Consider the following 25,740-nt stretch of genomic DNA (forward strand, 5'->3'; position numbering starts at 1 on the left):
CGCAGCCGAGAGGACTTTGTCGCTTGAATCAGTTCTTTTTGATCAGGCCGTAGATCACCAGCAAAACCACGGCACCGACCAGTGCACCGATGAAACCGGCGCCTTGGCCGGCCTGGTAAATGCCCAGGGCCTGGCCGCCATAAGTGGCCGCCAGCGAACCGCCGATACCGAGCAGGATGGTCATGATCCAGCCCATGCTGTCATCACCCGGTTTCAGGAACCGCGCGAGCAGGCCGACGATCAAGCCGATGAAGATGGTTCCGATGATTCCCATGGCATTTCCCTCTGATTTGGTTGGATAGGCGAAAGCCTAGTCAGACTTTCGCATCCTGCCATGAGAGAACGGCGACACCGCAATGGTTCCGCCGCTGCCACATGAAACTGTTTTACTCGGCGATGAGCGCTTCGACCTTGAGGATCTGCGCGGCCAGCGTTTCGCGATCTGCACAACGCAGGTTGGCGTGACCGACCTTGCGGCCGACTTTGAACGCCTTGCCGTAGTGATGCAGGTGGCAATCGGCGATCGCGATGACCTTGTCGGTATCCGGCACTTTACCGATGAAGTTGAGCATCGCGCTCTCGCCAACCTTGGCCGTCGAACCCAGCGGCAGACCGGCAACGGCCCGCAGGTGGTTTTCGAACTGGCTGCACTCGGCGCCTTCGGTGGTCCAGTGCCCGGAGTTGTGCACACGCGGGGCGATTTCGTTGGCCTTCAGGCCACCGTCGACCTCAAAGAATTCGAACGCCATCACGCCGACATAATCCAGCTGCTTGAGCACACGGCTGGAGTAGTCTTCGGCCAAGGCTTGCAGTGGGTGATCGGTGCTGGCCACGGACAGCTTGAGGATGCCGCTGTCGTGGGTGTTGTGCACCAGCGGGTAGAACCTGGTTTCGCCATCGCGGGCACGTACGGCGATCAGCGAGACTTCACCGGTGAACGGCACGAAGCCTTCCAGCAGGCACGCCACGCTGCCCAGTTCGGCGAACGTGCCGACCACGTCTTCAGGTTTGCGCAGGACTTTCTGACCCTTGCCGTCGTAACCCAAGGTACGGGTTTTCAGCACGGCCGGCAGACCGATGGAAGCCACGGCGGCGTCCAGGTCAGCCTGAGACTGAATGTCGGCGAACGCCGGGGTCGGAATCCCCAGGTCCTTGAACATGCTCTTTTCGAACCAGCGATCGCGGGCGATGCGCAGGGCCTCGGCGCTCGGATAGACCGGCACGAATTGCGACAGGAACGCCACGGTTTCGGCGGGTACGCTTTCGAACTCGAAGGTCACCAGATCGACTTCATCGGCCAACTGACGCAAGTGGTCCTGATCGCCGTAATCGGCGCGCAGGTGTTCGCCCAATGCAGCCGCACACGCGTCCGGCGCCGGGTCGAGGAAAGCGAAGTTCATGCCCAGCGGAGTGCCCGCCAGCGCCAACATGCGACCCAACTGGCCGCCACCGATTACACCGATCTTCATCGTCAACAACCTCAGGCGATGCGTGGGTCTGGATTTTCCAGGACGCTGTCTGTCTGCTCAGCACGGAAGGTTTTCAGCACCGCGTGGAACTGCGGGTGCTTGGCGCCCAGGATACTCGCCGACAGCAGCGCGGCGTTGATCGCGCCGGCCTTGCCGATGGCCAGGGTGGCGACCGGAATGCCCGCCGGCATCTGCACGATGGAGAGCAGCGAATCGACGCCCGAGAGCATGGCCGATTGCACCGGCACGCCCAGTACCGGCAGGTGGGTCTTGGCCGCACACATGCCTGGCAAGTGGGCTGCGCCGCCAGCACCGGCAATGATCACCTCGATGCCACGCGCTTCCGCTTCTTCAGCGTACTGGAACAGCAGGTCCGGGGTACGGTGGGCAGAGACCACTTTCACCTCGTAAGGGATGCCGAGCTTTTCCAGCATATCGGCGGTGTGGCTAAGGGTGGACCAATCGGACTTGGAGCCCATGATCACGCCAACCAATGCACTCATCGTCGTGCCTCTTCTCTCTGGGCGCCCGCAGGCGCATCAAAAAACAACAAGCCACGCAGAATGCGTGGCTTGATTGTACGAATTATGGCCAGTCGTAACCGGCCGAAGGCCGCGCAGTATACCTCAATGAAGCAGATAAACAGCCCCCGAAACGACCATCTGTCAAATGAGCCAAAGGCCCGGTTTTATTGACTTGAAGGTCAGTACCAGAACAACACAAATCCCGTGCAGGACTCAGGTGTTTTGTGCGGCGCCACCTTCAAGCTTGCGCCACAACAACCGCACATTAGCCTTGCGCACCAGCGCACAGCGATACAGGCGAATCTCCAGCGGCACATGCCATTGCGGCCCGCCGCACACCACCAGCTCACCGCGAGTCAGTTCAGCGCGCACACTGAGCTGCGGCACCCAGGCAATCCCCAGCCCCTCCAGCGCCATGCTTTTCAGGCTGTCGGCCATGGCCGTTTCGTACACCGTGGTAAACCGCAGTGCCCGCTGGCGCAGCAAGCCATTCACCGAACGCCCGAGAAACGCACCAGCGCTGTAGGCCAGCAGTGGCACGCTGGCCTCGCCCTCAAGATCGAACAACGGCTTGCCGTCGGCATCCGCCGCACACACCGGCAACATTTCGGTATGCCCCAAGTGCAGCGAGGGGAAAATCTCCGGGTCCATCTGCATCGCCGCGTCCGGGTCATAGAATGCGAGCATCAAGTCACAACCACCTTCACGAAGCGCATGCACCGCGTCACCGACGTTGGTCGCCACCAGCCGCGTGGCAATGTTCAAACCTTCGTTGCGCAACTGCGCGATCCAGCGCGGGAAAAAACCCAGCGCCAACGAGTGAGCAGCCGCAACCTGCATCACTTCGCCCTGCCCGCCCTCCAGATGATGCAGATGGCGCAACACTTCACCGAGCTGTTCGACAACGGTGCGCGCGGTGACCAGAAACAGTTGCCCCGCCGCCGTCAGTTCGATTGGCGTGCGCGAGCGATTGACCAGCGTCAGCCCCAACGCCGCTTCGAGGCTGCGGATTCGCCGGCTGAACGCCGGCTGCGTTACGAAGCGTCTTTCCGCTGCCTGGGAGAAGCTGCGGGTGGCGGCCAGGGCACTAAAGTCCTCCAGCCATTTGCTTTCCAGATTCATCACGTCCTCCCGGACACGCACCAAATTAGGTCGCACGCTCGCCGTCAACTCGGCGTCACACGGGCATTATGCCGAATATGCATAGGCCAGTGTTTAACAGCATTGGCCCAAAAATCTCCACAAGCCTAGCATTTGCAGTGTTCCGGCACAGACCGGGTCCATATCGAGATGATTTCTATCATGTCCTCCGCTGCATCATTCCGCACAGAAAAAGACCTGCTTGGCGTACTCGAAGTACCGGCTCAAGCGTATTACGGCATCCAGACCCTGCGAGCGGTGAATAACTTCCGTCTCTCCGGCGTTCCGATTTCGCATTACCCGAAGCTGGTAGTCGGCCTGGCGATGGTTAAACAAGCCGCCGCTGACGCCAACCGCGAACTGGGTCACCTGAGCGAAGCCAAGCATGCTGCCATCAGCGAAGCCTGTGCACGACTGATCCGCGGCGACTTCCACGAAGAATTCGTGGTGGACATGATTCAAGGTGGCGCTGGTACCTCCACCAACATGAACGCCAACGAAGTGATCGCCAACATTGCACTCGAAGCGATGGGTCACCAGAAAGGCGAATATCAGTACCTGCACCCGAACAACGACGTGAACATGGCGCAGTCGACCAACGATGCCTACCCGACGGCGATCCGCCTGGGTCTGCTGCTGGGTCACGACGCACTGCTGGCCAGCCTCGACAGCCTGATCCAGTCGTTCGCTGCCAAAGGTGAAGAATTCAGCCACGTCCTGAAAATGGGCCGTACCCAACTGCAAGACGCCGTGCCGATGACCCTCGGCCAGGAATTCCGTGCTTTCGCCACCACCCTGGGCGAAGACCTGGCACGTCTGAAGACGCTGGCTCCTGAGTTGCTGACCGAAGTGAACCTGGGCGGCACCGCGATCGGCACCGGCATCAACGCCGACCCGCGTTACCAGCACCTGGCCGTTCAACGCCTGGCGACCATCAGCGGTCACCCGCTGGTACCGGCAGCCGACTTGATCGAAGCCACCTCCGACATGGGCGCCTTCGTGCTGTTCTCCGGCATGCTCAAGCGCACCGCGGTGAAGCTGTCGAAGATCTGCAACGACCTGCGCCTGCTGTCCAGCGGCCCACGCACCGGCATCAACGAGATCAACCTCCCGGCACGTCAGCCAGGTAGCTCGATCATGCCAGGCAAGGTCAACCCGGTTATCCCGGAAGCCGTAAACCAGGTGGCGTTCCAGATCATCGGCAACGACCTGGCCCTGACCATCGCGGCCGAAGGCGGCCAACTGCAACTGAACGTGATGGAGCCGCTGATCGCCTTCAAGATCTTCGACTCGATCCGTCTGCTGCAACGCGCCATGGACATGCTGCGCGAGCACTGCATCACCGGTATCACCGCCAACGAAGAACGTTGCCGTGAACTGGTCGAGCACTCGATCGGTCTGGTCACCGCACTGAACCCGTACATCGGCTACGAAAACGCCACCCGCATCGCCCGCATCGCCCTCGAAAGCGGCCGCGGCGTGCTGGAACTGGTGCGCGAAGAAGGTCTGCTCGACGACGCCATGCTCGCCGACATCCTGCGCCCGGAAAACATGATCGCTCCACGCCTGGTTCCGCTTAAAGCCTGAACCGACGCATCACGTGTAGCACCGCTCACCAGGTCGAGGGACTAGACACCTCTCACCTTTTGAGGGCTTGGAGATCACTCTCCAGGCCCTTTTTTTTGAGATCGAGTAGGAGGCGGATTTACATCCGCCGTCCTCTCACACCACCGTACATACGGTTCCGTATACGGCGGTTCAGGCTATGCGACTAAGCCGATTGATCGTATCCAGTATTGAGACTAGGCCCAGCGCATCCCATTGTTTCTTGGGCAGTGCCCGATTCATATGGGATGCTCCAGAGTTCCACCAAGGGCCTCGGCCATTGAAGGCCGAGTGACAGGCCCGGGCTTCGTTGAGTCCTGCACGCATCAAGTTGCGAGCCCTCGTAGAAGGCAGCTTCCAGTGGCGCCACACGACACAACGAAGTTTTCGGCGTACCCATCCATCTAGATTTTCAAGGGAGCCTTTGCTTTGACTGAGTCTGAAGTAACCGGCCCAGCCACGCAGTACAGGGTTTAGTTGCTCGATGACATCCGACAACTTTCGACCCCGCGCTCCACGCAGCAGATCTCTGAGTCGGTCGCGTAAGCGACCCAGACTCATCGTCGCCACTCTTAACCTCGGCTGGCGATGCAAGCTCATCCCATAGCCCAAGCAATCACAGACCCAAGGCCGTGCCACGCGGCTCTTTTCCCGGTTCAGCGTCAATTTAAGGCGCTGATTCAGGAAGCGCTCGACGCCGGCCATCACTCGTTCGCCGGCACGGCGACTGCGCACATAGATGTTCGCATCATCGGCATAACGCACAAAGCGATGCCCCCGCCGTTCCAGCTCGCGGTCGAGTTCGTTGAGCAGGATGTTCGACAGCAACGGCGAGAGCGGCCCGCCTTGCGGCGCCCCTTCCTGTCGTCGGCTGACGAGTCCACCCGACATCGCTCCCGCTTCGAGATAGCGACGGATCAGCGTGAGCACACGTTTGTCTTCGATTTGGCGCTCGATGCAGACCATCAAGACATCGTGGTTGATCCGATCAAAGAATTTCTCCAGATCGAGTTCCACGCACCAGCGGTGACCTGCCGCCACGTGGGTACGGGCGGTTTCGATGGCTTGGTGAGCGCTTCTGCCCGGACGGAAGCCGTAGCTGTAATCCGAGAACAGGGGGTCGAAGATCGGCGTGAGCTGTTGCAGCAGGGCCTGTTGGATAAGGCGATCCACGACGCAGGGAATGCCCAGCTGCCGTGTTCCGCCTTTGGGTTTGGGGATGTCAACGGCGCGCACACCTTGCGGGTGATACTCGCCGACCAGCAACCGAGCCTTGAGAGTCGGCCAATACTGCTTCACGTAGCCCGCCAATTCGGCGACCGTCATGCCGTCGGCACCCGGTGCACCCTTGTTGCTGACTACGCGTTGATACCCACGCTTGAGGTTAGCCGGTGCAAGCACCCGCTCCATCAGCGTGTCCGGCTCCGCGTTCGTCCACGCCACAGACGCCGCTGATACCTGTGCGCTGTCAGCCGTCATCCGCGGATTCTGTCCGGAACTCGGGGTAACAGTCTTCTCTGGGAGAAATTTCTGCATTTCGGTATTCAACGAGACTCTGACGCCTACTGGCGGCATAACCTGTTCGGCCCTTGGTGACGGGGTTATTCGCCACTTACTACGGCTTCGGCTGACTTCTGCACGTTCATCCCGCCGCCTCTCGACGCTCGGTAGCACAGTGGCAAACGTACAGATCTCCCAGGGTAATTCGCGCGACCTTCCTGCTTATGCCTGTCGGATCTACGTCACAGCGTTCCGTGCAAGTATTGGGCTTTGGCAATTTTGGCTACCTTACCCCGCTGCACCGCCTAATCCGCTTCCTGTTCGTCAGGCCAGCATTTTGCCTCGGGCTTCCTTCAGATTCGCAGTCGCCCGCGACACCCTTGCCTCTGGCTAACACTTCCCCTTGCCGGGTGTGTAGAGGACTTTCACCTCCAAGTCACCGGCATGACCACCACAGCCAAGCTGGTTGCGCTTCGCGCAACGCGCCATGCCTGGCGCACCAAAAAGAAGGGGCGCATTGAATGCGCCCCTTTTGCATTGCATCCGCCAATCAGAACGCCGGCACGACCGCACCTTTGTACTTCTCGAGAATGAAGGCTTTCACTTCCGGGCTGTGCAGCGCAGCAACCAGCTTCTTCATCGCTTCGCTGTCCTTGTCATCAGGACGCGCCACCAGAATGTTCACGTAAGGCGAATCGCTGCCTTCGATGACCAGCGCATCCTTGGCCGGATCGAGCTTGGCTTCCAGCGCGTAGTTGGTGTTGATCAGCGCCAGGTCGACCTGGGTCAGCACACGCGGGATGGTCGCGGCTTCCAGCTCACGGAACTTCAGGTTTTTCGGGTTCTCGGTGATGTCCTTGACGGTCGACAGGATGTTGTTCGCATCCGCCAACTTGATCACGCCAGCCTTGGCCAGCAGCAACAACGCACGGCCGCCGTTGGTGGCGTCGTTCGGGATAACCACGGTGGCGGTGCTTGGCAGCTCTTCCAGGGTTTTGTACTTGCTGGAGTAAGCGCCCAGCGGCTCCAGGTGCACGCCAGCCACGGAAACCAGGTTGGTGCCCTTGGCCTTGTTGAACTCATCGAGGTACGGCTGGTGCTGGAAGAAGTTGGCGTCCAGGCGTTTTTCCGCGACTTGCACGTTCGGCTGGATGTAGTCAGTGAAGACTTTGACCTTTAGGTCGACGCCTTCTTTGGCCAGCGCCGGTTTTACGAACTCGAGGATTTCCGCGTGCGGAACCGGGGTCGCCGCGACAGTCAGGGTGTCGGCAGCGTGAGCGGAAAAGGCTGCAACGGCAGCGAACGCGACGAGTAGTTTCTTCATTCAGCTAACTCCATGTGAGGCGCCCGTTTGGCGCCTGCCAGCGAATGGCCGGCTCAGGTCTTACTTACGGGAAAAGTGGACGACCAGTTTGTCGCCGACGGTTTGCAGTATTTGAACCAGTATCAGCAGCAACACCACGGTGACCACCATCACGTCGGTCTGGAAGCGTTGGTAGCCGAAACGGATCGCCAGGTCACCCAAGCCACCCGCGCCGACCACACCGGCCATCGCCGTGTAGGACACCAGTGTAATCGCTGTCACCGTAATCGCTGCGTAGATGCCCGGACGGGCTTCGGGCAGCAAGGCGTTGGTGATGATCTGCCGCGTGGTCGCGCCCATGGCCTGGGTCGCTTCGATGATGCCGCGATCCACTTCACGCAGGGCGGTTTCCACCAGTCGAGCGAAGAACGGCGTGGCACCCACTACCAACGGCGGGATCGCGCCAGCGACGCCCAGGGACGTGCCCGTGATCAACACCGTGAACGGAATCATCACGATCAACAGAATAATGAACGGCAGCGAACGCAGGATGTTCACCACCAGCGACAACAGTGCGTAGACGCCTTTGGCTTCCAGCAATTGCCGCGGGCTGCAGAGGAACAGCAACACGCCCAACGGCAGGCCGAGGAGTACGGTGAACAACAGCGAACCGCCGAGCATCAGCAGGGTGTCGCCAGTGGCCAGCCAGATTTCGAACCAGTCGATATTGGCGAAGAAACTTGTCAGGGCTTCCATTAACGCAGCACCTCCATGTGGACGTCGGCTGCGCTGAAGCGGGCAAAGGCCGCTTCCATGTCACCACCGGTCACGGCCAGGGTCAGTTGCCCATAAGGAATGTCTTTGATGCGATCGATACGACCGGCGAGGATGCTGTAGTCCACGCCCGTTTCGCGAGCGACGGTACCCAGCAGCGGCGCGTAGGTCGCTTCACCCTGGAAGGTCAGACGCACGATGCGACCCGGCACGTGAGCGAAATCGTCGCGCTGCTCGCTTTCGTCGATCTGCTCGTCTTCCTGGACGAAGCGCTTGGTGGTCGGGTGTTTTGGATGCAGGAACACGTCTGCCACCGGACCTTGCTCGACGATCACGCCAGCGTCCATCACCCCTACTTGATCGCAGACCCGACGGATCACGTCCATTTCATGGGTAATCAAAACGATGGTCAGTTTCAGCTCGCGGTTGATCTCGGCCAGCAATTGCAGGACCGACGCCGTGGTCTGCGGGTCCAGCGCGCTGGTGGCTTCGTCGCACAGCAGGATTTTTGGCTTGGTCGCCAGGGCGCGGGCGATGCCCACTCGCTGCTTCTGGCCACCGGACAATTGCGCCGGGTATTTCCTGGCGTGATCGGACAAGCCAACCCGCGCCAGTAATTCGGCCACGCGCTGATCGATTTCGCTACGCGACAACTCACCGGCCAGCGTCAGTGGCATGGCGACGTTGTCGGCCACGGTCTTGGACGCCAGCAAGTTGAAGTGCTGGAAAATCATCCCGACCTGCTGACGGAAACGGCGCAAACCGTTGGCGTCGAGCGCCGTGACTTCTTCGCCGTCGACCATGATTTTGCCGCCGCTGGAGTTTTCCAGGCGATTGATCAGACGCAGCAGGGTACTTTTTCCCGCACCGGAATGGCCGATCAGGCCAAAGACCTGACCGTTTTCAATCGTCAGATTGGTCGGGTGCAGGGCGGGGATATCCCTACCGGCGACGCGGTAGGTTTTATGGACGTTTTGAAACTCGATCACGTAGCGAACCTTGTGGGGCGCGTTGAAAAAGGATCAGCGGTTAGCCGGGCGCGCATTTTAGCCTGTCCGTATAGCAGTTCTTAGCATTTATTTCGCAATCGACCAGTGATTTGGCAATAACGCGATCAAAGGTCAGATAAAAGGAACGGCTAAAAACGTCACCAGTCACTACTTAGGCACCCCGAAAAATGCCTGAGGAGAGATGCCTGATGAGCACCAAGAAGCCTGCCGCCACCAAAAGCGCACTGGCCGGGACCGACACCCTGGACCGCGGCAACACCAACGCCAAGCTCGACAGCCTGGAAAAATTCCGCTCCGACGCCACCGGCCAGGCCTTGCGCACCAATCAAGGCGTGAAGGTGGCGGACAATCAGAACACCTTGAAGGCCGGGGCTCGCGGGCCGTCGCTGCTCGAAGACTTCATCATGCGTGAAAAGATCACGCACTTTGACCATGAGCGCATTCCCGAGCGCATCGTCCACGCACGGGGTGTCGGTGCCCATGGCTACTTCCAGTGCTACGAGAACCACAGCGTGCTGACCAAGGCAGGTTTCCTACAAGACCCGAGCCAGAAGACACCCGTATTCGTTCGCTTTTCCACAGTGCAAGGCCCACGCGGGTCAGGCGATACCGTGCGGGACGTCAGAGGTTTCGCAGTTAAGTTCTTCACTGAGGAAGGCAACTACGACCTTGTGGGTAATAACATGCCGGTGTTCTTCATTCAGGACGCCATCAAGTTTCCGGACTTCGTACATGCGGTCAAACCCGAGCCGCACAACGAAATGCCTACTGGGGGTTCGGCCCACGACACCTTCTGGGACTTTGTTTCACTGCAACCGGAATCGGCGCACATGGTCATCTGGGCGATGTCTGACCGGGCGATTCCGAAAAGCCTGCGCAGCATGCAAGGCTTCGGTGTGCACACCTTTCGCATGATCAATGCCGAGGGCAAGTCTCGCTTCGTGAAATTCCATTGGCGTCCCACCGCCGGGACCTGCTCGCTGGTGTGGGACGAGGCGCAAAAACTCGCGGGAAAAGACACCGACTACCACCGTCGCGACCTGTGGGAAGCCATAGAGATGGGCGACTATCCGGAATGGGAGCTGGGCGTTCAGGTGATTGAGGAAGAAAACGAACACGCCTTCGATTTCGACATCCTCGACCCCACCAAACTCATCCCCGAAGAACTCGTACCGATTACGCCGTTGGGCAAAATGGTGCTCAACCGTAACCCGGACAACTTCTTTGCCGAGACCGAGCAGGTCGCGTTCTGCCCCGGGCATGTGGTGCCCGGCATCGATTTTTCTAACGACCCGTTGCTGCAAGGTCGGTTGTTTTCCTACACCGACACGCAAATCAGCCGACTCGGCGGACCGAATTTTCACGAGATCCCGATCAACCGCCCCATTTCTCCGTTCCATAGCGGTCAGCGCGATGCGCTGCATCGCACCGTCATCGACAAGGGGCGTGCTTCCTACGAGCCGAATTCGATCGATGGCGGCTGGCCGAAAGAAACCCCGCCCGCTGCGCAGGACGGCGGCTTCGAGAGTTATCCCGAACGCATCGACGCCAACAAGATCCGTCAGCGCAGCGAATCGTTCAGCGACCATTTTTCCCAGGCACGGCTGTTTTTCCACAGCATGAGCAAGCACGAGCAGGAACACATCATTTCCGCCTACAGCTTCGAACTGGGCAAGGTCGAACGTGAGTTCATTCGTGAAAGGCAGGTTAATGAAATCCTCGCCAACATCGATCTGGAACTGGCCAAGCGGGTGGCGCAGAACCTGGGATTGACTGCACCGAAGGCCGGAACGGTCGAGGTGCCGAAAACCGCACTGGAGCGCTCGCCGGCCTTGAGCCAGGCCAACTTGCTGCCCGCGGATATCAAGACCCGCAAAGTGGCGATCCTGGCAGCCAATGGCGTGGATGGCGCAGCGATTGTAGCGCTGAAGAAAGCGCTGGAAGCGGAAGGCGCTCACGCCAAACTGCTGGGGCCAACCTCGGCGCCGGTGAAAACCGCTGACGGCAAGATGTTGCCCGTGGATGCGTCCATGGAGGGCTTACCGTCCGTGGCGTTCGACGCGGTGTTCGTGCCCGGTGGCGTGGCATCGACCAAGTCGCTGAGCACTGATGGCGTGGCGCTGCATTATTTGCTGGAGGCCTACAAGCACTTGAAGGCGATTGCACTGCATGGCGAAGCGAAGCAGATGCTGGATGTGTTGAAGCTGGAGGCTGATGCGGGATTGATCGTTGGCGCAGATGCCAAGCTGTTCAAGGCGTTTTTTGCGGCGATCGGGCAGCATCGGGTGTGGGAGAGGGAGGCGAAGGCCAAGGCTGTTCCGGCCTGAAAAAACAAAAGATCGCAGCCTGCGGCAGCGCCTACAAGGTAATCACCCATTTCTGTAGGCGCTGCCGCAGGCTGCGATCTTTTTTCAGGGCTTGCGGGGGCTCAAGACCATCTGCGCCGGAACGCTGCGCAGAATCTGCCGCTGCAGGTTCAAGTCAAACTGCGGATCAAGCTTCTTCACCCGCTTGGTCAGCAAATTAGCCAGCCAAGGATAGTCATCCGTACGCGGCGCCTGAATGCTTACATCACACTGGTAATTCACCACATCGGCGGCGATGGCATCAAGTTGGCGACGCAACTTGCCCATATCATTGATATTCAGCGCAACCGTGGTGCTTTCAGCCGTCGGGTCAATGACTTTGGCTTTGGGCATCGCTTCAGCGGCTTTAAGCGCGGCTTCGGCTTTTTCCAGTTCAGCCTTGCGAGCTTCAGCGATAGGACCGTTGACGCCACCGGTCAGCGCCGGCGCCTTGGGCATCAGGGCGCGAGCACGGGCCAGGGCAGTCGCGGCAGCATTCACATCACCTTTTTGCAGCACGATCTGGCTACGCAGCAAGTAGGCTTCGGCCAGTTGCCGCTGGTATTGCTCAAGGGATTGATCGTTGGGCGACTCGGCCTGCAATGCGGCCAATTGACCTTCGGCGGTGGCCAGCTCGCTGCTGGCCAGGCTTTGCTCAAGTTGTGCAATGGCCGTGGCTCGCCCATCCGGGGCCTCGGTGGCCGCCGGTGGCGTGCTTTGGCAAGCGCCCAGCAGCAAAGAAAATGCGACAAGGAGCAGATAACGGGAGGCGAACGACTTCATTCCTGCGACTCTCTATTTGCGCAAAAAACGAGCAAGTCTACACCCCTCGACGGGGCAGAACAAAACTCAGCAAAAACAGTGCGGCCGCCGCCACAACAATCGACGGTCCGGCCGGAGTGTCCTTGAACCAGGACAGCGCCAGCCCGCCACACACGGCGAGTATGCCCAGCAGGCTCGCGCCCAGTGCCATCTGTTCCGGTGAGCGGGCGTGACGTTGTGCCGCAGCCGCCGGGATAATCAGCAACGAAGTAATCAGCAAAACACCGACGATTTTCATCGCCACGGCAATCACCACGGCGATCAACAACATTAACGCCATGCGCAGTCCCGCCACGGGCAAACCTTCGACCCTGGCCAACTCTTCATGCACCGTGATCGCCAGCAAGGGCCGCCACAGCGCAACCAGCAAGGCCAATACAGCCGCGCTGCCGCCGAGAATCCAGGCCAGATCGGTCGGACTGATCGCCAGCAAGTCGCCAAACAGATAGGCCATCAGGTCGATCCGCACTTCGTGCATGAAGCTTAGTACTACCAAACCCAGTGAGAGGGTGCTCGGTGCGAGAATTCCCAAAAGCGTGTCGGACGCCAGCGGCTGACGCTGCTGCAAGGTCACCAGCAACACCGCCAACAGCAAGCAGCCTACGGTGACCGCGACGGTCGGGCTGACATCCAGCAGGAAGCCCAATGCCACACCCAGCAACGCCGCGTGGGATAGGGTGTCGCCGAAATAAGCCATGCGACGCCAGACCACGAAAGACCCCAACGGACCCGCGACGACTGCCAGGGCCAGACCTGCAAGCAGGGCGTAGAGCAGAAAATCAGCCATGCTTGCAGCTATCTCCGTGAACATGGTTATGGCCCGACGCGGGCGCCTTGACCACCGAGCCATGCAAATCGTGGGCGTGGTCGTGATGGTGGTGATAAATCGCCAGACTCTGTGCGTTTTTTCCGAACAGCTCGACGAAGGCCGGATCACCGCTGACCTGTTCAGGGTGGCCAGAACAGCAGACGTGACGATTGAGGCAAACCACCTGGTCGGTGGTGCTCATCACCAGATGCAAATCGTGGGAGACCATCAACACCCCGCAACCGTGACGGTCACGCAGGCGGGTGATCAGACTGTAAAGCTCGGCTTGGCCGGCCACGTCGACGCCTTGTACCGGTTCGTCGAGCACCAGCAATTCCGGTTCGCGCAACAAAGCGCGCGCCAGCAGTACACGCTGCATTTCACCGCCGGAGACACTTTGCACCGGGCTGTCGATCACCTGCTCGGCGCCGACTTCCTTGAGCGCAGCCAATGCCATCGCACGGTCCACGCCCGGCACCAGACGCAAAAAGCGCAGCACCGAGAGCGGCAGGGTTGGATCGACATGAAGTTTTTGCGGCATGTAGCCGACCCGCAATTTCGGCTTGCGCCAGACGCTGCCGCTGTCCGGTTTCAACAGGCCGAGCACGGCGCGCACCAGCGTGGTCTTCCCCGCACCATTGGGGCCGATCAGGGTGACGATCTGCCCCGGCTCGACGCTCAGCTCGATGTTATCCAGCACCGGTTGCCCGGCAAACGTAACGGCAACCTGCTCGAGGCGGATCAGCGCGTTGCTCATCAAGCCCCCTGGCAACCCGAGCAGAGACCGACCACTTCGACGGTCTGGCCTTCGACGACAAACCCGACATCCCCGGCGCTTGCGATGATCGCGTCGCTGATGGATTTCTGTTCGAGCTCAATGGCCGCGTGGCATTCACGGCAAATCAGGAACTGGCCCTGGTGGGCGTGTTCCGGGTGATTGCAGCCGATGAAGGCGTTGAGCGAGGAGATGCGGTGCACCAGGCCATTTTCCAGCAGGAAATCCAGCGCTCGATACACGGTTGGCGGCGCGGCGCGACGGCCGTCCTGCTCGCTGAGCACCGCGAGGATGTCGTAGGCGCCCAGCGGCTTGTGGCTCTGCCACACCAGTTCCAGCACCCGCCGCCGCAACGCGGTCAGGCGCAGACCTTGACGTGCGCACAGGGCATCGGCCTCAGACAGAGCGCTGTGCACGCAATGAGAGTGGTCGTGGGGACGGCTGGCAATCGGTGTTTTAGGCATGAGCGGCGACGAGTTTTGTGAGAGACGTTATTATGTTACCCGTTCTCGCCTCTTCGAGTGGTCATCGTGTCCCGACTTTTTTCTATCTTTGTCGCATTTATCGCAAGTTTTCTGCTGATCAGTCCGGCGCAAGCCGAGGTCAAGGTCCTCACCAGCATCAAGCCGCTGCAACTGATCGCTGCTGCAGTGCAGGACGGCGTGGCGATTCCGGAAGTCCTGCTGCCGCCCGGCGCCTCGCCGCATAACTATGCCTTGCGTCCTTCCGACGTACGGAAGGTGCAGTCGGTGGATTTGCTGTACTGGATCGGCCCGGACATGGAAAGCTTCCTGCCACGCGTGCTGAACGGTCGTACACTGCCAAGCGTCGCCGTGCAGGATCTTCCTGGTCTGAAACTGCGCCACTTCGCCGAAGATAACCACTCTCACGCCGAAGAAGCCGACGAACATGATCACGATCATCGACCAGGCAGCCTGGATGCGCATTTGTGGTTGTCGCCGATCAACGCCCGAGTCATCGCTACGAAAATGGCCGCTGACCTCAGTGCGGCCGATCCTGCCAATGCCCCGCGCTATCAAAGCAACCTCAAGGCGTTCGATGAGCGTCTGGATGCTCTTGATCTGCGCTTGAAAAAACGTCTGGCCGGTGTTGAAGGCAAACCCTACTTCGTGTTCCACGAGGCGTTCGACTACTTCGAAGATGCTTACGGCCTCAAGCACGCCGGCGTGTTCAGCGTCGCTGCCGAAGTACAACCCGGTGCCCAGCACGTCGCGGCGATGCGTGCGCGGTTACAGGAAGTGGGCAAGACCTGCGTGTTCAGCGAACCGCCGTTGCGTCCGCGTCTGGCGGAAACCCTGGTGGCGGGCCTGCCGGTGAAACTGGCGGAACTGGATGCGCTGGGCGGGTACACGCCGGCGACTGCTCTGGGATATGAGCAAGTGCTGGAGAAGTTGGGGAATGATTTGGCGGGGTGTCTGGAGTCGCTGTAACCCTGTAAAAAAGATCGCAGCCTGCGGCCGCTCCTGCATTGATCGGTGCAGGAGCGGTCGCAGACTGCGATCTTTTGTTTTTAAAGGGCGAAAGGCAACGGTGTGCTGACCGCCTGCCGCTGCGCCAAGCGCAACTGGAACTCCATCGGATCGTGAATCAGCACGTCCTGCCCCGCGAACGATTCCGCCGCGATCAACCGCGACAACCAGAACCGCAAACACGCCACCCGCAGCATGGTAGGCCACAACTCGGCTTCGGCGGCGGTGAACGGGCGCAACGCGGCATAAGCACCCAGCAACGCCCGCGCTCGCGGCCCGTCGATCAAGCCTTGCTCATCGGAGCACCAGTCGTTCAAGGCAATCGCCACGTCGTACAGCATCGGCCCGGAACAGGCGTTGTAGAAGTCGATCAACCCGGTCAGGTGCGTGCCTTCGAACATCGCGTTATCGCGGAACAGGTCGGCGTGGATATTGGCGCGAGGCAGCGCGAGGATTTTCTCTTTCTGCCGGGTGATTTCTTCCAGTGCCTTTTGCAGCAGATCTTTCTGTTCCGGATTCAGGTGCGACAGAAACTGCGTGCCCTCCTCCAGCATCCAGTCCAGGCCGCGATCAGTCTTGCGCTTGATCATGTTTTGCGCCTGGGTCGCCAAATGCAGATGACCGAGCAATTCGCCCACCTGGGCACAATGCTGCGCGTTGGCGTGCTTGATGTGCTTGCCGGACAGGCGCGGTTGCAGCAGCGCAGGCTTGCCGGCCAGCTCGCGCAACGCGACGCCGTCGGTGGTGCGGATGGCGTAAGGCACCGGCAGATCAGCTTCGTGCAGCACGTCGAGCAGTTCGATGAAGAACGGCATCTCCTGAACCGGGCCGCGCTCGACCAAGGTCAGGACAAATTCGCCCTGCTCCAGGCTGATAAAGAAATTGGTGTTTTCGCTACCGGCGGCAATCCCCTGGAAATCAAGCAGGCGGCCGAGGCCATAAGGGGCGAGAAAAGCTTCCAGCTCGGGCCGAGCCAGGGGGGTGAACACAGACATGTTTAAGCTGCCAGTACGGGCGCCGCTCGTGGGCCAGCGCCAATTGAAATTAAGAAACTACTTCCACTCAAAGATCTTCCACGACGGAATCAGCATATCGGGCTGATCCGAGCGGATGAAGTTACCGTCCGATCCATCGGCGCGCACTAGAAAGTACGGTTTTCCGCCCTTCGGCGTTACCTGAATCGCATACAGGAAGCCATTCTGGCGGTATTCCTTGATCGTGTTATCGCCTTCGGTGCGGATGGTTACATCCGGTTCCGGTGACGGCGCATCATCCGCCGCGATCGCGGCCATGGGCGCGATTGCAATCAAACTGACCAGCAGGAAGCGATTTAGTGTGCGCATGATAACCTTGTCCCTTTGTCGTCAACGGTCCCGCTATTCTAGCGCCGGACCCGCCGAAAAGGTTGATCCTGCTCATGAGCCAAGCCCCCCTCGTCCTGGTGGACGGTTCGTCTTACCTGTACCGCGCCTTTCACGCGCTGCCACCGCTGACCACGTCCAAAGGCCTGCCGACCGGTGCGGTCAAGGGCGTGTTGAACATGCTCAAGAGCCTGCGCAAGCAGTATCCGAACAGTCCGTTCGCCGTGGTGTTCGACGCCAAGGGCGGGACGTTTCGCGATGACATGTACGCCGAATACAAGGCCAACCGTCCGAGCATGCCCGATGACATGCGCGTGCAGATCGAGCCGCTGCACCAGAGCGTGATCGCCCTGGGCTTCCCGCTGCTGTGCGTCGAAGGCGTCGAAGCCGACGACGTGATTGGCACTCTGGCCCGCAGCAGCGCCGCCGCTGACCGCCCGGTGATCATCTCCACCGGCGACAAGGACATGGCGCAACTGGTCGACGGCCACATTACCTTGGTCAACACCATGACCGGTAGCAGCATGGACGTGGAGGGCGTGAAGGAGAAATTCGGCGTCGCTCCCGAGCAGATCATCGATTATCTGGCGCTCATGGGCGATTCGTCCGACAACATTCCGGGCGTTCCGGGTATCGGCCCAAAGACCGCTTCCGGCTTGCTGGTGGGCGTGAACGGTGGCCTGACCGAGCTCTACGCGCAGCTCGACATCGTCCCGACCCTGCCGATTCGCGGCGCCAAGACCCTTCCGGCCAAGCTCGAAGAGCACAAGGAGATGGCATTCCTCTCCTATCAACTGGCAACGATCAAGGTCGACGTGCCGCTGGATATCGGCCTCGATGACCTGCAAATGGGCGCGGAAGACCCGGCCAAACTCTACGAGCTATACACCCTGCTGGAGTTCAAGAGCTGGCTGAACGACCTTGATCGCGACGCCAAACGCCTTGAGTTGAGCAGTGCCGCAGAGCCTGCGCCGGCCGCCGATCTGTTCAGCGCCTCCGAGGTTGAAGCAGCAGCCGCCCCCGCTGAGGCCGCGTATGAAACCATCCTCGATCAAGCGCGCTTCGACGTCTGGCTGGAAAAACTGAACAACGCCAAGCTGTTTGCCTTCGACACCGAAACCACCGGCATCGACGCGCAACAGGCACAACTGGTCGGTCTGTCGTTCGCCGTGCAGGCCCACGAAGCGGCCTACATCCCGTTGACCCATTCCTACATCGGCGTGCCTGAGCAACTGGATCGCGACACCGTATTGCGCGCGCTCAAGCCGATTCTGGAAGACCCGAACAAACTGAAGGTCGGCCAGCACGCCAAGTTCGACATGAACATCCTGGCCAACTGCGCCATCGGCGGCGATCAAGCCAATGGCATCACCGTACGCGGCATTGCCTTCGACACCATGCTCGAGTCCTACGTGCTCAATTCCACGGCGACTCGCCACGACATGGACAGCCTGGCGCAAAAGTATCTGGACCACACCACAGTGAGTTTCCAGGACATCGCCGGCAAAGGCGCGAAACAGCTGACGTTCGACCAGATTGCCCTTGAGCAGGCCGGCCCTTACGCCGCCGAGGACGCGGACATCACTTTGCGTCTGCATCAGGCGCTGTTCGAAAAACTCACGGCCATCCCGAGCCTCGCCAGTGTCCTGACCGACATCGAGATCCCGTTGGTGCCGGTGCTGGCGCGCATCGAACGCCAAGGCGCGTTCGTCGACGCGGCGCTGCTGGGCGTGCAGAGCATCGAGCTGGGCGACAAGATGGTTGCGCTGGAGCGCGAAGCCTTCGAGATCGCCGGTGAAGAGTTCAACTTGGGTTCGCCGAAGCAACTCGGTGTGATCCTCTACGAAAAACTCGGCCTTCCGGTACTGAAGAAAACCGCCAAGGGCCAGCCGTCCACCGCTGAAGAAGTGTTGGCCAAACTGGCCGAGGATGACTATCGGTTGCCCAAGGTGCTGATGGAATACCGTTCCATGAGCAAGCTGAAAAGCACCTACACCGACCGCTTGCCGGAGCAGATCAACCCACGCACCGGACGTATTCACACCTCGTATCATCAGGCGGTTGCGTCCACCGGGCGTCTGTCTTCCAGTGATCCAAACCTGCAGAACATCCCGGTGCGCACCGCCGAAGGGCGTCGCATCCGCCAGGCTTTCGTGGCCCCGACCGGCTACAAATTGCTGGCGGCGGACTATTCGCAGATCGAGTTGCGGATCATGGCGCACCTGTCCAAGGATGAAGGCCTGATGAACGCCTTCCGCCAGAATCTGGACGTACACACAGCCACTGCCGCCGAGGTTTTCAAGGTGGAACTGGCCGACGTCACCTCCGACCAGCGCCGCAGCGCCAAGGCGATCAACTTCGGCCTGATCTACGGCATGGGTGCGCAGAAACTCGGCAAAGACATTGGTGTCGATACCAAGACAGCCAAGGCGTATATCGATACTTACTTCACCCGTTACCCTGGCGTTCGCCAATACATGGAGCGCACCCGTACGCAGGCGGCGGAGCAAGGTTATGTAGAGACATTCTTCGGTCGACGCCTGTACCTGCCGGAGATCAACTCCAACAAGCCACAGGAACGCGCCGCCGCTGAACGCACGGCCATCAACGCACCGATGCAAGGCACTGCGGCAGACATCATCAAGAAAGCCATGGTGGCCGTGGATGAGTGGCTGGCGACATCAGGCCTCGACGCCAAAGTCATCCTGCAGGTGCACGATGAATTGGTTCTTGAGGTGCGTGAGGACCTGCTCGACCAGGTCAGCGACGAAATTCGCGCGCACATGAGCGGTGCGGCGACACTGGACGTACCGCTGTTGGTCGAAGTCGGTATTGGGAATAACTGGGACGAGGCGCACTGAGCGCCAGAAAAGGGGCGTCCTGCTGCGGCCCAGTGCCGCGGCAGAAGGGCAAACTCGGCTTAGTTCGCAAAGCTATCAGGGTTATTCCAAAGCATTTAAAAAAAAAATGAACTAATCCCGAGAAATACCACTCAGAGTTACTGAATGGCTGGTGAAGCCCTTCGATGCTCCTATGTTGTGTTAAGTGTTGGCAGATATCTGGACCCCGCCCTAGCGGTCTAGAACTTGAACCCCGGAACTTCCCCCTCCCCATTGAAGTCCGGGGTTTTTTTTGTCGGAAAAAAACTGCCTGAGGCCCCCCAGACAGTTTTCAATCCTTACTCAGCCTCTGCCTCGGAACCTTTGTCCGCCAATTCCATCCAGCGCGCCAAAACAGTATAGGCGTCTTCCAGCCCCATGCGTTTTGGGGCCGAAAACAACTGGATAGTCACCAGATCGCCCCAGCCCTTACGGATTTCCGACTGCACCTTGAGCAAGGTGTTCTTGGCGGCGCCATAGGTCAGCTTGTCGGCTTTGGTCAGCAGAATGTGCATCGGCATGCCGGCGGCAACGGCCCAGTCGAGCATCAGCAGGTCGAAATCGGTCATTGGATGACGGATGTCCATCATCAGAATCAGACCTTTCAAACTCTCACGCCCCCCCAGATACGCCTCCAGGTGACGCTGCCAGTGTTGCTTGAGCGGGATCGGAACTTTTGCATAACCGTAGCCCGGCAGGTCGACCAGACGGCGTTCATCGTCTAGCTTGAAGAAATTCAACAGCTGTGTGCGACCCGGAGTTTTCGAGGTGCGCGCCAGGCTGGCGTGAGTCAGGGTGTTAAGTGCACTGGACTTGCCCGCGTTGGAACGCCCGGCGAAGGCCACTTCAAAACCTTCGTCGTCCGGACATTGGTCGACTTTGGCGGCGCTGAGCATGAAGGTGGACTGTTGGCACAGACCGAGGATGGGATTCTTGAGTTGCATGGGATTTCCGATGTGGGCGGCGCCGGGAATGGGCGCGGCAAGCGGTGTCGCTTCCGTTTCACTGACGCCAGTATATAATGCCGCAGATTTTGTGTGCGCTTTGTCCCAGCGTAGGATGAAGTTCACGAGAGCGACAGACCTTGATTGCGCATTAGAACGCAGCACGCTCTCAACCCTGAAAAGGTCGTTTTATGACGAAATGGCTGCTAGCTGCCGGTGTCTTGATGCCGCTTTACAGCGCTCAGGCTACACAGGATCCGGAAGCTGTGTACAACCGTGTTTGTGGTGCCTGTCATTCCGGCCAACTACCCATGGCGCCCAAAAGAGGCGATCAGGAAGCTTGGACGCCGAGGTTGGCGAAAGGTATGGAGACGCTGGTGCAACACGTGACCCAGGGTTTCAAGGCGATGCCGCCGCGTGGTTTGTGCATGGACTGCAGTGCCGAGGATTACCAAGCCATCATCCAGTGGATGAGCGAGTAAACCCGGTCCATAACTCTTTAACCCTTAGCCGTAGTTGGATTAGCTGATGAAGAAATTGATCGTGAGTCTGCTGTTGACCGTGGGAATCTCCGGCATTGCCCATGCTGCAGGTGAGCCAGTGAAACCGGGCGACGCCGCCGCAGGCCAGGCCAAAGCCGCCGTCTGTGGCGCCTGCCACGGCCCGGATGGCAACAGCATGGCGCCAAACTTTCCAAAACTGGCAGGTCAGGGTGAACGCTACCTGACCAAGCAACTGCACGACATCAAGTCGGGCAAGCGCACCGTTCTGGAAATGACCGGCCTGCTGACCAACCTGAGCGATCAGGACCTGGCGGATATCGCCGCCTACTTCGCCAGCCAGAAAGGCAGCGTCGGCGCCGCCGATCCGAAAGTCGTGGCGCGCGGTGAAGCCCTGTTCCGTGGGGGTGATTTGGCCAAGGGTCTCCCATCCTGCACCGGCTGCCACTCGCCAAACGGCGCAGGTAACGCCGCCGCTGGCTTCCCGCATCTCGGTGGCCAACACGCTCAATACGTCGCCAAGCAACTGACCGACTTTCGCAAGGAAGAAGGTGGCCGTAACAACGACGGCGATACAAAACCAATGCAAAGCATTGCCAAAAAGCTGAGCGACGAAGACATCGCCGCAGTGTCCAGTTACATTCAGGGCCTGCACTAAGACCGGCGAATCGGGCGTTGCGCAAGGCATTCATCTCTTGCAACGTTAACGCTCGATTAATCCGTCACAGCAAGTATAAAAAGGGTGGCTTTGGCCGCCCTTTTTTGTGGCCGCTGCCGTTACACTACAGAACTCAGGCCCGCTATGACCTGTCTGAAATCAGGTCGCGCGAGGCGATAAAATTTGTCCAGGAGTGAAGCATGCGTAATCTGATCATCAGCGCCGTTTTTGCCGCTGCCAGCCTGTTCGGCATGACTGCCCAGGCTGCCGAAGCCCCAGCCGCCCCTTACGTCGAACTGAGCAACCCGGTTCCGGTTGCCGTGCCTGGCAAGATCGAAGTGGTTGAGCTGTTCTGGTACGGCTGCCCGCATTGCTATGCATTCGAACCGGTGATCAATCCTTGGGTCGAGAAGCTGCCTTCCGACGTGAACTTCGTTCGTATCCCTGCCATGTTCGGCGGCCCGTGGAACGCTCACGGCCAGATGTTCCTGACCCTCGAAGCCATGGGCGTCGAGCACAAGGTTCACGCTGCGGTGTTCGAAGCGATCCAGAAAGAACACAAGAAGCTGACCGACAAGAATGACATGGCGGACTTCCTGGCCACCCAGGGTGTCGACAAGGACAAGTTCCTGGCCACTTTTGACTCTTTCGCCATCAAGGGTCAGATCAACAAGGCCACTGAACTGGCCAAGAAATATGAAATCACCGGTGTTCCAACCCTGATCGTGAATGGCAAGTACCGCTTCGATGTGGGCTCTGCCGGCGGCGCCGAACAAGCCCTGCAACTGGCCGACAAACTGATCGACAAAGAGCGAGCGGCTAACAAGGCTGCCGCCAACTAAGGACCGCCTCCGCCATGCGCCGCTGGGGTACTGAACGCGTCGTTGGCCTGCATGATCCGCGGGTCAACGAGCATCACCTGGAATCCACGGGCCTGCCCGCAGACAGCCGTTTGCGCTTGCTCAGCTTCAATATTCAGGTCGGCATCAGTACCGAGCGCTATCGGCATTACCTGACCCGGGGCTGGCAGCATCTGCTGCCGCATACCGGACGCGCCGACAACCTGCAAAAGATCGGCAATCTGCTCGGCGACTTCGATCTGGTCGCCTTGCAGGAGGCTGATGGCGGCAGCCTGCGTTCAGGCTACGTCAATCAAGTCGAACACCTGGCCCAACTCGGCGCCTTCCCGTACTGGTATCAACAACTCAATCGCAATCTCGGTCGCCTTGGCCAGCACAGCAATGGCGTGCTCAGCCGCCTGCGCCCGTGGGCGATTGAGGACCATCCGCTGCCGGGGCCGAAGGGTCGCGGGGCCATTCTGGTGCGTTTCGGCGAAGGTCCCGAAGCGCTGGTCGTGGTCATGATGCACCTGGCGCTTGGCGCCCGTGTCCGCAGCCTGCAATTGGCCTACATTCGCGAGCTCATCGGCGGATACAAACACCAGGTGCTGATGGGCGACATGAACACCCACGCCAGCGACCTGCTGCAAAACTCGCCATTGCGTGACCTCGGCCTGCTCGCCCCGCAACTGGAAGCGACGTTCCCCAGCTGGCGCCCGCAGCGCTGCCTGGACCATATTCTGCTGAGCCCGACCCTGACCCTGGAAAAGGTCGAGGTGCTGGCCCAACCCATTTCCGATCACCTGCCGGTTGCGGTAGAGATTCGTCTGCCGGGTTCGCTCACGGCCGATGCATTGCCCGCGTTGAGTCCTGCCCTTCGCGGAACCCCTGAATGAGCGACGAAGCACAGCGCTGGAAAGAGAAGTACCTCAAAAGCATCGAACAACAGGAAAAGCTCGAACGTCGTTGGGACGCACGCCTCGACTTGCTGCGTCGTGGACTGGTGCGCAGCACCCTGGCGGCAGAAGGCACCGATCGCGCCGTTGATCAATGCATGAAGGAAATGCGTGAGGTCGTGCGCACCGACGACATGGACGCCGGCTTGGCCGCCCTGCTCCCGCGCCTGGAAAAAGCCGTGCTCGACTCCGAGCAGCGTCGGGAAACCCGGGTCAACCAGACCAGTGCCGCATTGAACGCGCTGGTCACCCAGCTGCAAACATTACCGCTGCCCCGGGAAGTCAGCCGTCCCCTCAAGAACTTCGCCAAACAACTGGATAGCCGCGTCAGCCAGGCTCGCGAGATTCCGTTGCTGCTCAGTGAACTGAGCGGCTTGCAAGGCAAAGCCTTGAACCAGTTGGAGACGCCGACAGAGCCCGGTCGACCAGGCCTGTTGCAGCGATTGTTCGGTCACCGTGAGGCCGATGAGGCTGCTGCACAACTAACCCCGGTCTCCGAACAAGCCTCTTTCACAGCACCAGCCGAAACCGTTCCGACGCCGACTGCCGCAGCATCGCCAACAATCACCGAATCTGCGCCAGTCGCCGAAAAGGCGCCTGCCGAAGCTCCCGGCCCGACCATCGTGGCCACCGGGCCAACAGCCATCGAGGCATCCGCCGAGACGCCAGAGTCACCTGCCGTTACGGCGCTTGTTCCGCCAGTTCTGGAACCGCAACAAGATCCTGCCCCCCACTGCGAAACGGAAGCGGATCAAGCTGACGAGCCGACAATACCCACCGAGACACCCGCCCCCCTGGTCGAGCAGGCAATCAATCCTGACGAACTGACGCCGGCTGAACTTCCCGAAACCGTGCCTCAGCCGTCGGCGTTGCCCGCTGTCGATTCAGAGCAACTTGAGCACGACATCCTGTATGCGCTGCCGGACTCCCCCGAGCCGTCCTACAGCTCAGTGGCCAAGCACATCGAAGACACGTTGCTGGGCCTCCTCGACGATCTGACGCTGCCCGAGCGTCATCGCCCGCAAGCCGAATCGATGCGCGATCGCCTGAAAAACGGCCTGAACTGGTACGAACTGCTGCCGATCCTCGACGATTTTGCCACCTTGATGCTGGCCATTTCCGACAGCGGCCAACACGAATTCGAAGCTTACTTGCAGCGGCTCAACGAGCGTCTCGAATCGTTCCAGAGCAACCTGCAGGCCGCCAGCGCCGGCCATGCCGATAGTCGCTCCGCCGCAGAGGCCATGGACACGCAAATCCGCGAACAGGTCGACGGCCTGCAAACCAGCATGCATGAAGCAGCTGACCTGGAAGACCTCAAGCACGTCCTGGAAAACCACCTAGAAGGCCTGCTCGGCACGATGGACCAACACCGCAAACAGCGCGACGAGCGTGAGCACGAAGTGGCGGCCCGCCTGCAAAGCCTGGCCGAACGGGTAGCCCACATGGAACAGGAGGCCCTGGGTTTTCGCGAGCATCTTGAAGAGCAGCGGCAGAAAGCCTTGATCGACCCGTTGACCGGCCTGCCCAACCGCGCCGCCTGGAGCGAACGGCTGGAACACGAAATCAGCCAATGGCAGCAACACGGCAACACGCTGATGCTGGCCATGCTCGACCTCGATCATTTCAAACGCATCAACGACAACTATGGTCATCTGGCCGGTGACAAGGTGCTGAAAATCATTGCCAGCGTGCTGCGCAAGCGCCTGCGCGGGACGGATTTCATTGCCCGGTTTGGCGGTGAAGAGTTTGTCCTGTTGCTGCCGTCCACGGTGCCCGCGGCCGGCATGAAACTGCTGGAACACCTGCGAGCGTCGATTGAAGCCTGCCCGTTTCACTTCAAGGGTGAACGGGTGACCATCACCATTTCCATGGGCCTGACAGCGTTCAAACCCGGCGAACATAGCGATCAGGTACTGAAAAGAGCCGATCAGGCGTTATATCGCGCGAAGAATGCTGGCCGTAACCGGGTCGAACTGGGCTGAGGGACAATTGTTCCATTTTATTTAAAACCTCGCGATTGCCCTCCGCACGCAAG

The 25,740-nt window shown here is 59.9% G+C and carries 24 protein-coding genes; 9 read left to right on the forward strand and 15 right to left on the reverse strand.

Translation table 11 applies throughout. The features are described from left to right. Window positions 1-28: 28 nt before the first annotated feature. The 4 genes from ACNYC6_RS12990 to ACNYC6_RS13005 all read right to left on the reverse strand — a co-directional run bounded on the left by ACNYC6_RS12990 (window position 29) and on the right by ACNYC6_RS13005 (window position 3,115). A complete protein-coding gene (locus ACNYC6_RS12990; protein ID WP_008030708.1) occupies window positions 29-274 on the reverse strand; it encodes a GlsB/YeaQ/YmgE family stress response membrane protein in 246 nt (81 codons plus the stop codon). Between the two features lie 112 nt (window positions 275-386). Further along, entirely contained in the window at window positions 387-1,469 is a 1,083-nt protein-coding gene (locus ACNYC6_RS12995; RefSeq protein WP_419712615.1) for a 5-(carboxyamino)imidazole ribonucleotide synthase, read from the reverse strand. An 11-nt stretch (window positions 1,470-1,480) separates the two neighbouring features. Beyond that, a complete protein-coding gene (purE, locus tag ACNYC6_RS13000) occupies window positions 1,481-1,972 on the reverse strand; it encodes a 5-(carboxyamino)imidazole ribonucleotide mutase (RefSeq protein WP_007971731.1) in 492 nt (163 codons plus the stop codon). 234 nt (window positions 1,973-2,206) lie between these two features. Beyond that, entirely contained in the window at window positions 2,207-3,115 is a 909-nt protein-coding gene (locus ACNYC6_RS13005; protein WP_419712616.1) for a LysR substrate-binding domain-containing protein, read from the reverse strand. A gap of 180 nt (window positions 3,116-3,295) precedes the next feature. Between ACNYC6_RS13005 and aspA the strand changes: the two genes are divergently transcribed. Next, window positions 3,296-4,720: an aspartate ammonia-lyase gene (aspA, locus tag ACNYC6_RS13010; RefSeq protein WP_020797941.1), complete on the forward strand. Its 1,425-nt coding sequence runs from the start codon at window positions 3,296-3,298 to the stop codon at window positions 4,718-4,720. 171 nt (window positions 4,721-4,891) lie between these two features. Here the strand turns inward: aspA and ltrA are convergent, their stop codons facing one another. The 4 genes from ltrA to ACNYC6_RS13030 all read right to left on the reverse strand — a co-directional run bounded on the left by ltrA (window position 4,892) and on the right by ACNYC6_RS13030 (window position 9,304). Continuing rightward, a complete protein-coding gene (gene ltrA / locus ACNYC6_RS13015; RefSeq protein ID WP_419709160.1) occupies window positions 4,892-6,313 on the reverse strand; it encodes a group II intron reverse transcriptase/maturase in 1,422 nt (473 codons plus the stop codon). Window positions 6,314-6,788: 475 nt separating this feature from the next. After that, window positions 6,789-7,562 (reverse strand): MetQ/NlpA family ABC transporter substrate-binding protein, encoded by a 774-nt coding sequence (locus ACNYC6_RS13020; protein ID WP_419712617.1) that lies wholly within the window; start codon window positions 7,560-7,562, stop codon window positions 6,789-6,791. Window positions 7,563-7,622: 60 nt separating this feature from the next. Then, window positions 7,623-8,297, reverse strand: a complete 675-nt coding sequence (locus tag ACNYC6_RS13025) for a methionine ABC transporter permease (protein ID WP_419712618.1) — start codon at window positions 8,295-8,297, stop codon at window positions 7,623-7,625. Then, the gene (locus tag ACNYC6_RS13030; protein WP_419712619.1) at window positions 8,297-9,304 is read right to left on the reverse strand and encodes a methionine ABC transporter ATP-binding protein; all 1,008 of its coding nucleotides are present in this window, start codon (window positions 9,302-9,304) and stop codon (window positions 8,297-8,299) included. The genes ACNYC6_RS13025 and ACNYC6_RS13030 overlap by 1 nt, the downstream gene beginning before the upstream one ends. A 209-nt stretch (window positions 9,305-9,513) precedes the next feature. Here ACNYC6_RS13030 and katE point away from each other — a divergent pair, with 209 nt between their 5' ends. Continuing rightward, window positions 9,514-11,652 carry a catalase HPII gene (gene katE, locus ACNYC6_RS13035; RefSeq protein WP_419712620.1) on the forward strand — a complete coding sequence of 713 codons (2,139 nt, stop codon included), beginning with the start codon at window positions 9,514-9,516 and terminating at the stop codon, window positions 11,650-11,652. Between the two features lie 84 nt (window positions 11,653-11,736). Here the strand turns inward: katE and ACNYC6_RS13040 are convergent, their stop codons facing one another. From ACNYC6_RS13040 to zur, 4 genes are read right to left on the reverse strand one after another with little or no spacing between them, the layout of a single operon-like run. After that, window positions 11,737-12,453 carry a PA5502 family lipoprotein gene (locus ACNYC6_RS13040; protein WP_419712621.1) on the reverse strand — a complete coding sequence of 239 codons (717 nt, stop codon included), beginning with the start codon at window positions 12,451-12,453 and terminating at the stop codon, window positions 11,737-11,739. Between the two features lie 37 nt (window positions 12,454-12,490). Beyond that, entirely contained in the window at window positions 12,491-13,279 is a 789-nt protein-coding gene (gene znuB, locus ACNYC6_RS13045) for a zinc ABC transporter permease subunit ZnuB (protein WP_090327107.1), read from the reverse strand. Further along, window positions 13,272-14,057 carry a zinc ABC transporter ATP-binding protein ZnuC gene (gene znuC, locus ACNYC6_RS13050; protein ID WP_008064713.1) on the reverse strand — a complete coding sequence of 262 codons (786 nt, stop codon included), beginning with the start codon at window positions 14,055-14,057 and terminating at the stop codon, window positions 13,272-13,274. Before znuC ends, znuB begins: the two co-directional genes overlap by 8 nt. Next, on the reverse strand, window positions 14,057-14,539 hold the full coding sequence (zur, locus tag ACNYC6_RS13055; RefSeq protein WP_419712622.1) for a zinc uptake transcriptional repressor Zur: 483 nt from the start codon (window positions 14,537-14,539) through the stop codon (window positions 14,057-14,059). Before zur ends, znuC begins: the two co-directional genes overlap by 1 nt. 66 nt (window positions 14,540-14,605) lie before the next feature. On the opposite strand from zur, the gene ACNYC6_RS13060 reads away from it, so the two are divergent. Then, window positions 14,606-15,526 (forward strand): zinc ABC transporter substrate-binding protein, encoded by a 921-nt coding sequence (locus ACNYC6_RS13060; RefSeq protein WP_419712623.1) that lies wholly within the window; start codon window positions 14,606-14,608, stop codon window positions 15,524-15,526. Window positions 15,527-15,606: 80 nt separating this feature from the next. Here ACNYC6_RS13060 and ACNYC6_RS13065 read toward each other — a convergent pair whose 3' ends face one another. After that, window positions 15,607-16,560 carry a homoserine kinase gene (locus ACNYC6_RS13065; RefSeq protein ID WP_419712624.1) on the reverse strand — a complete coding sequence of 318 codons (954 nt, stop codon included), beginning with the start codon at window positions 16,558-16,560 and terminating at the stop codon, window positions 15,607-15,609. A gap of 57 nt (window positions 16,561-16,617) precedes the next feature. Then, a complete protein-coding gene (locus ACNYC6_RS13070; protein ID WP_419712625.1) occupies window positions 16,618-16,908 on the reverse strand; it encodes a DUF2782 domain-containing protein in 291 nt (96 codons plus the stop codon). A 74-nt stretch (window positions 16,909-16,982) separates the two neighbouring features. Between ACNYC6_RS13070 and polA the strand changes: the two genes are divergently transcribed. Then, the gene (polA, locus tag ACNYC6_RS13075; RefSeq protein ID WP_419712626.1) at window positions 16,983-19,787 is read left to right on the forward strand and encodes a DNA polymerase I; all 2,805 of its coding nucleotides are present in this window, start codon (window positions 16,983-16,985) and stop codon (window positions 19,785-19,787) included. Between the two features lie 317 nt (window positions 19,788-20,104). Here polA and yihA read toward each other — a convergent pair whose 3' ends face one another. Continuing rightward, window positions 20,105-20,749, reverse strand: coding sequence for a ribosome biogenesis GTP-binding protein YihA/YsxC (gene yihA, locus ACNYC6_RS13080; protein WP_419712627.1), 645 nt, complete (start codon window positions 20,747-20,749; stop codon window positions 20,105-20,107). A 191-nt stretch (window positions 20,750-20,940) separates the two neighbouring features. Between yihA and ACNYC6_RS13085 the strand changes: the two genes are divergently transcribed. The 5 genes from ACNYC6_RS13085 to ACNYC6_RS13105 all read left to right on the forward strand — a co-directional run bounded on the left by ACNYC6_RS13085 (window position 20,941) and on the right by ACNYC6_RS13105 (window position 25,687). Beyond that, a complete protein-coding gene (locus ACNYC6_RS13085) occupies window positions 20,941-21,231 on the forward strand; it encodes a c-type cytochrome (protein WP_338584009.1) in 291 nt (96 codons plus the stop codon). Between the two features lie 46 nt (window positions 21,232-21,277). Then, window positions 21,278-21,907 (forward strand): c-type cytochrome, encoded by a 630-nt coding sequence (locus ACNYC6_RS13090; RefSeq protein WP_419712628.1) that lies wholly within the window; start codon window positions 21,278-21,280, stop codon window positions 21,905-21,907. Between the two features lie 200 nt (window positions 21,908-22,107). Further along, window positions 22,108-22,749 (forward strand): thiol:disulfide interchange protein DsbA/DsbL, encoded by a 642-nt coding sequence (locus ACNYC6_RS13095; RefSeq protein ID WP_416128738.1) that lies wholly within the window; start codon window positions 22,108-22,110, stop codon window positions 22,747-22,749. Between the two features lie 14 nt (window positions 22,750-22,763). After that, a complete protein-coding gene (locus tag ACNYC6_RS13100) occupies window positions 22,764-23,642 on the forward strand; it encodes an endonuclease/exonuclease/phosphatase family protein (protein WP_419712629.1) in 879 nt (292 codons plus the stop codon). Continuing rightward, the gene (locus ACNYC6_RS13105; RefSeq protein WP_419712630.1) at window positions 23,639-25,687 is read left to right on the forward strand and encodes a diguanylate cyclase; all 2,049 of its coding nucleotides are present in this window, start codon (window positions 23,639-23,641) and stop codon (window positions 25,685-25,687) included. Before ACNYC6_RS13100 ends, ACNYC6_RS13105 begins: the two co-directional genes overlap by 4 nt. Window positions 25,688-25,740 lie beyond the last annotated feature (53 nt).

This window comes from Pseudomonas sp. NFX224 (genome assembly GCF_048565165.1).
Lineage (GTDB): Bacteria > Pseudomonadota > Gammaproteobacteria > Pseudomonadales > Pseudomonadaceae > Aquipseudomonas.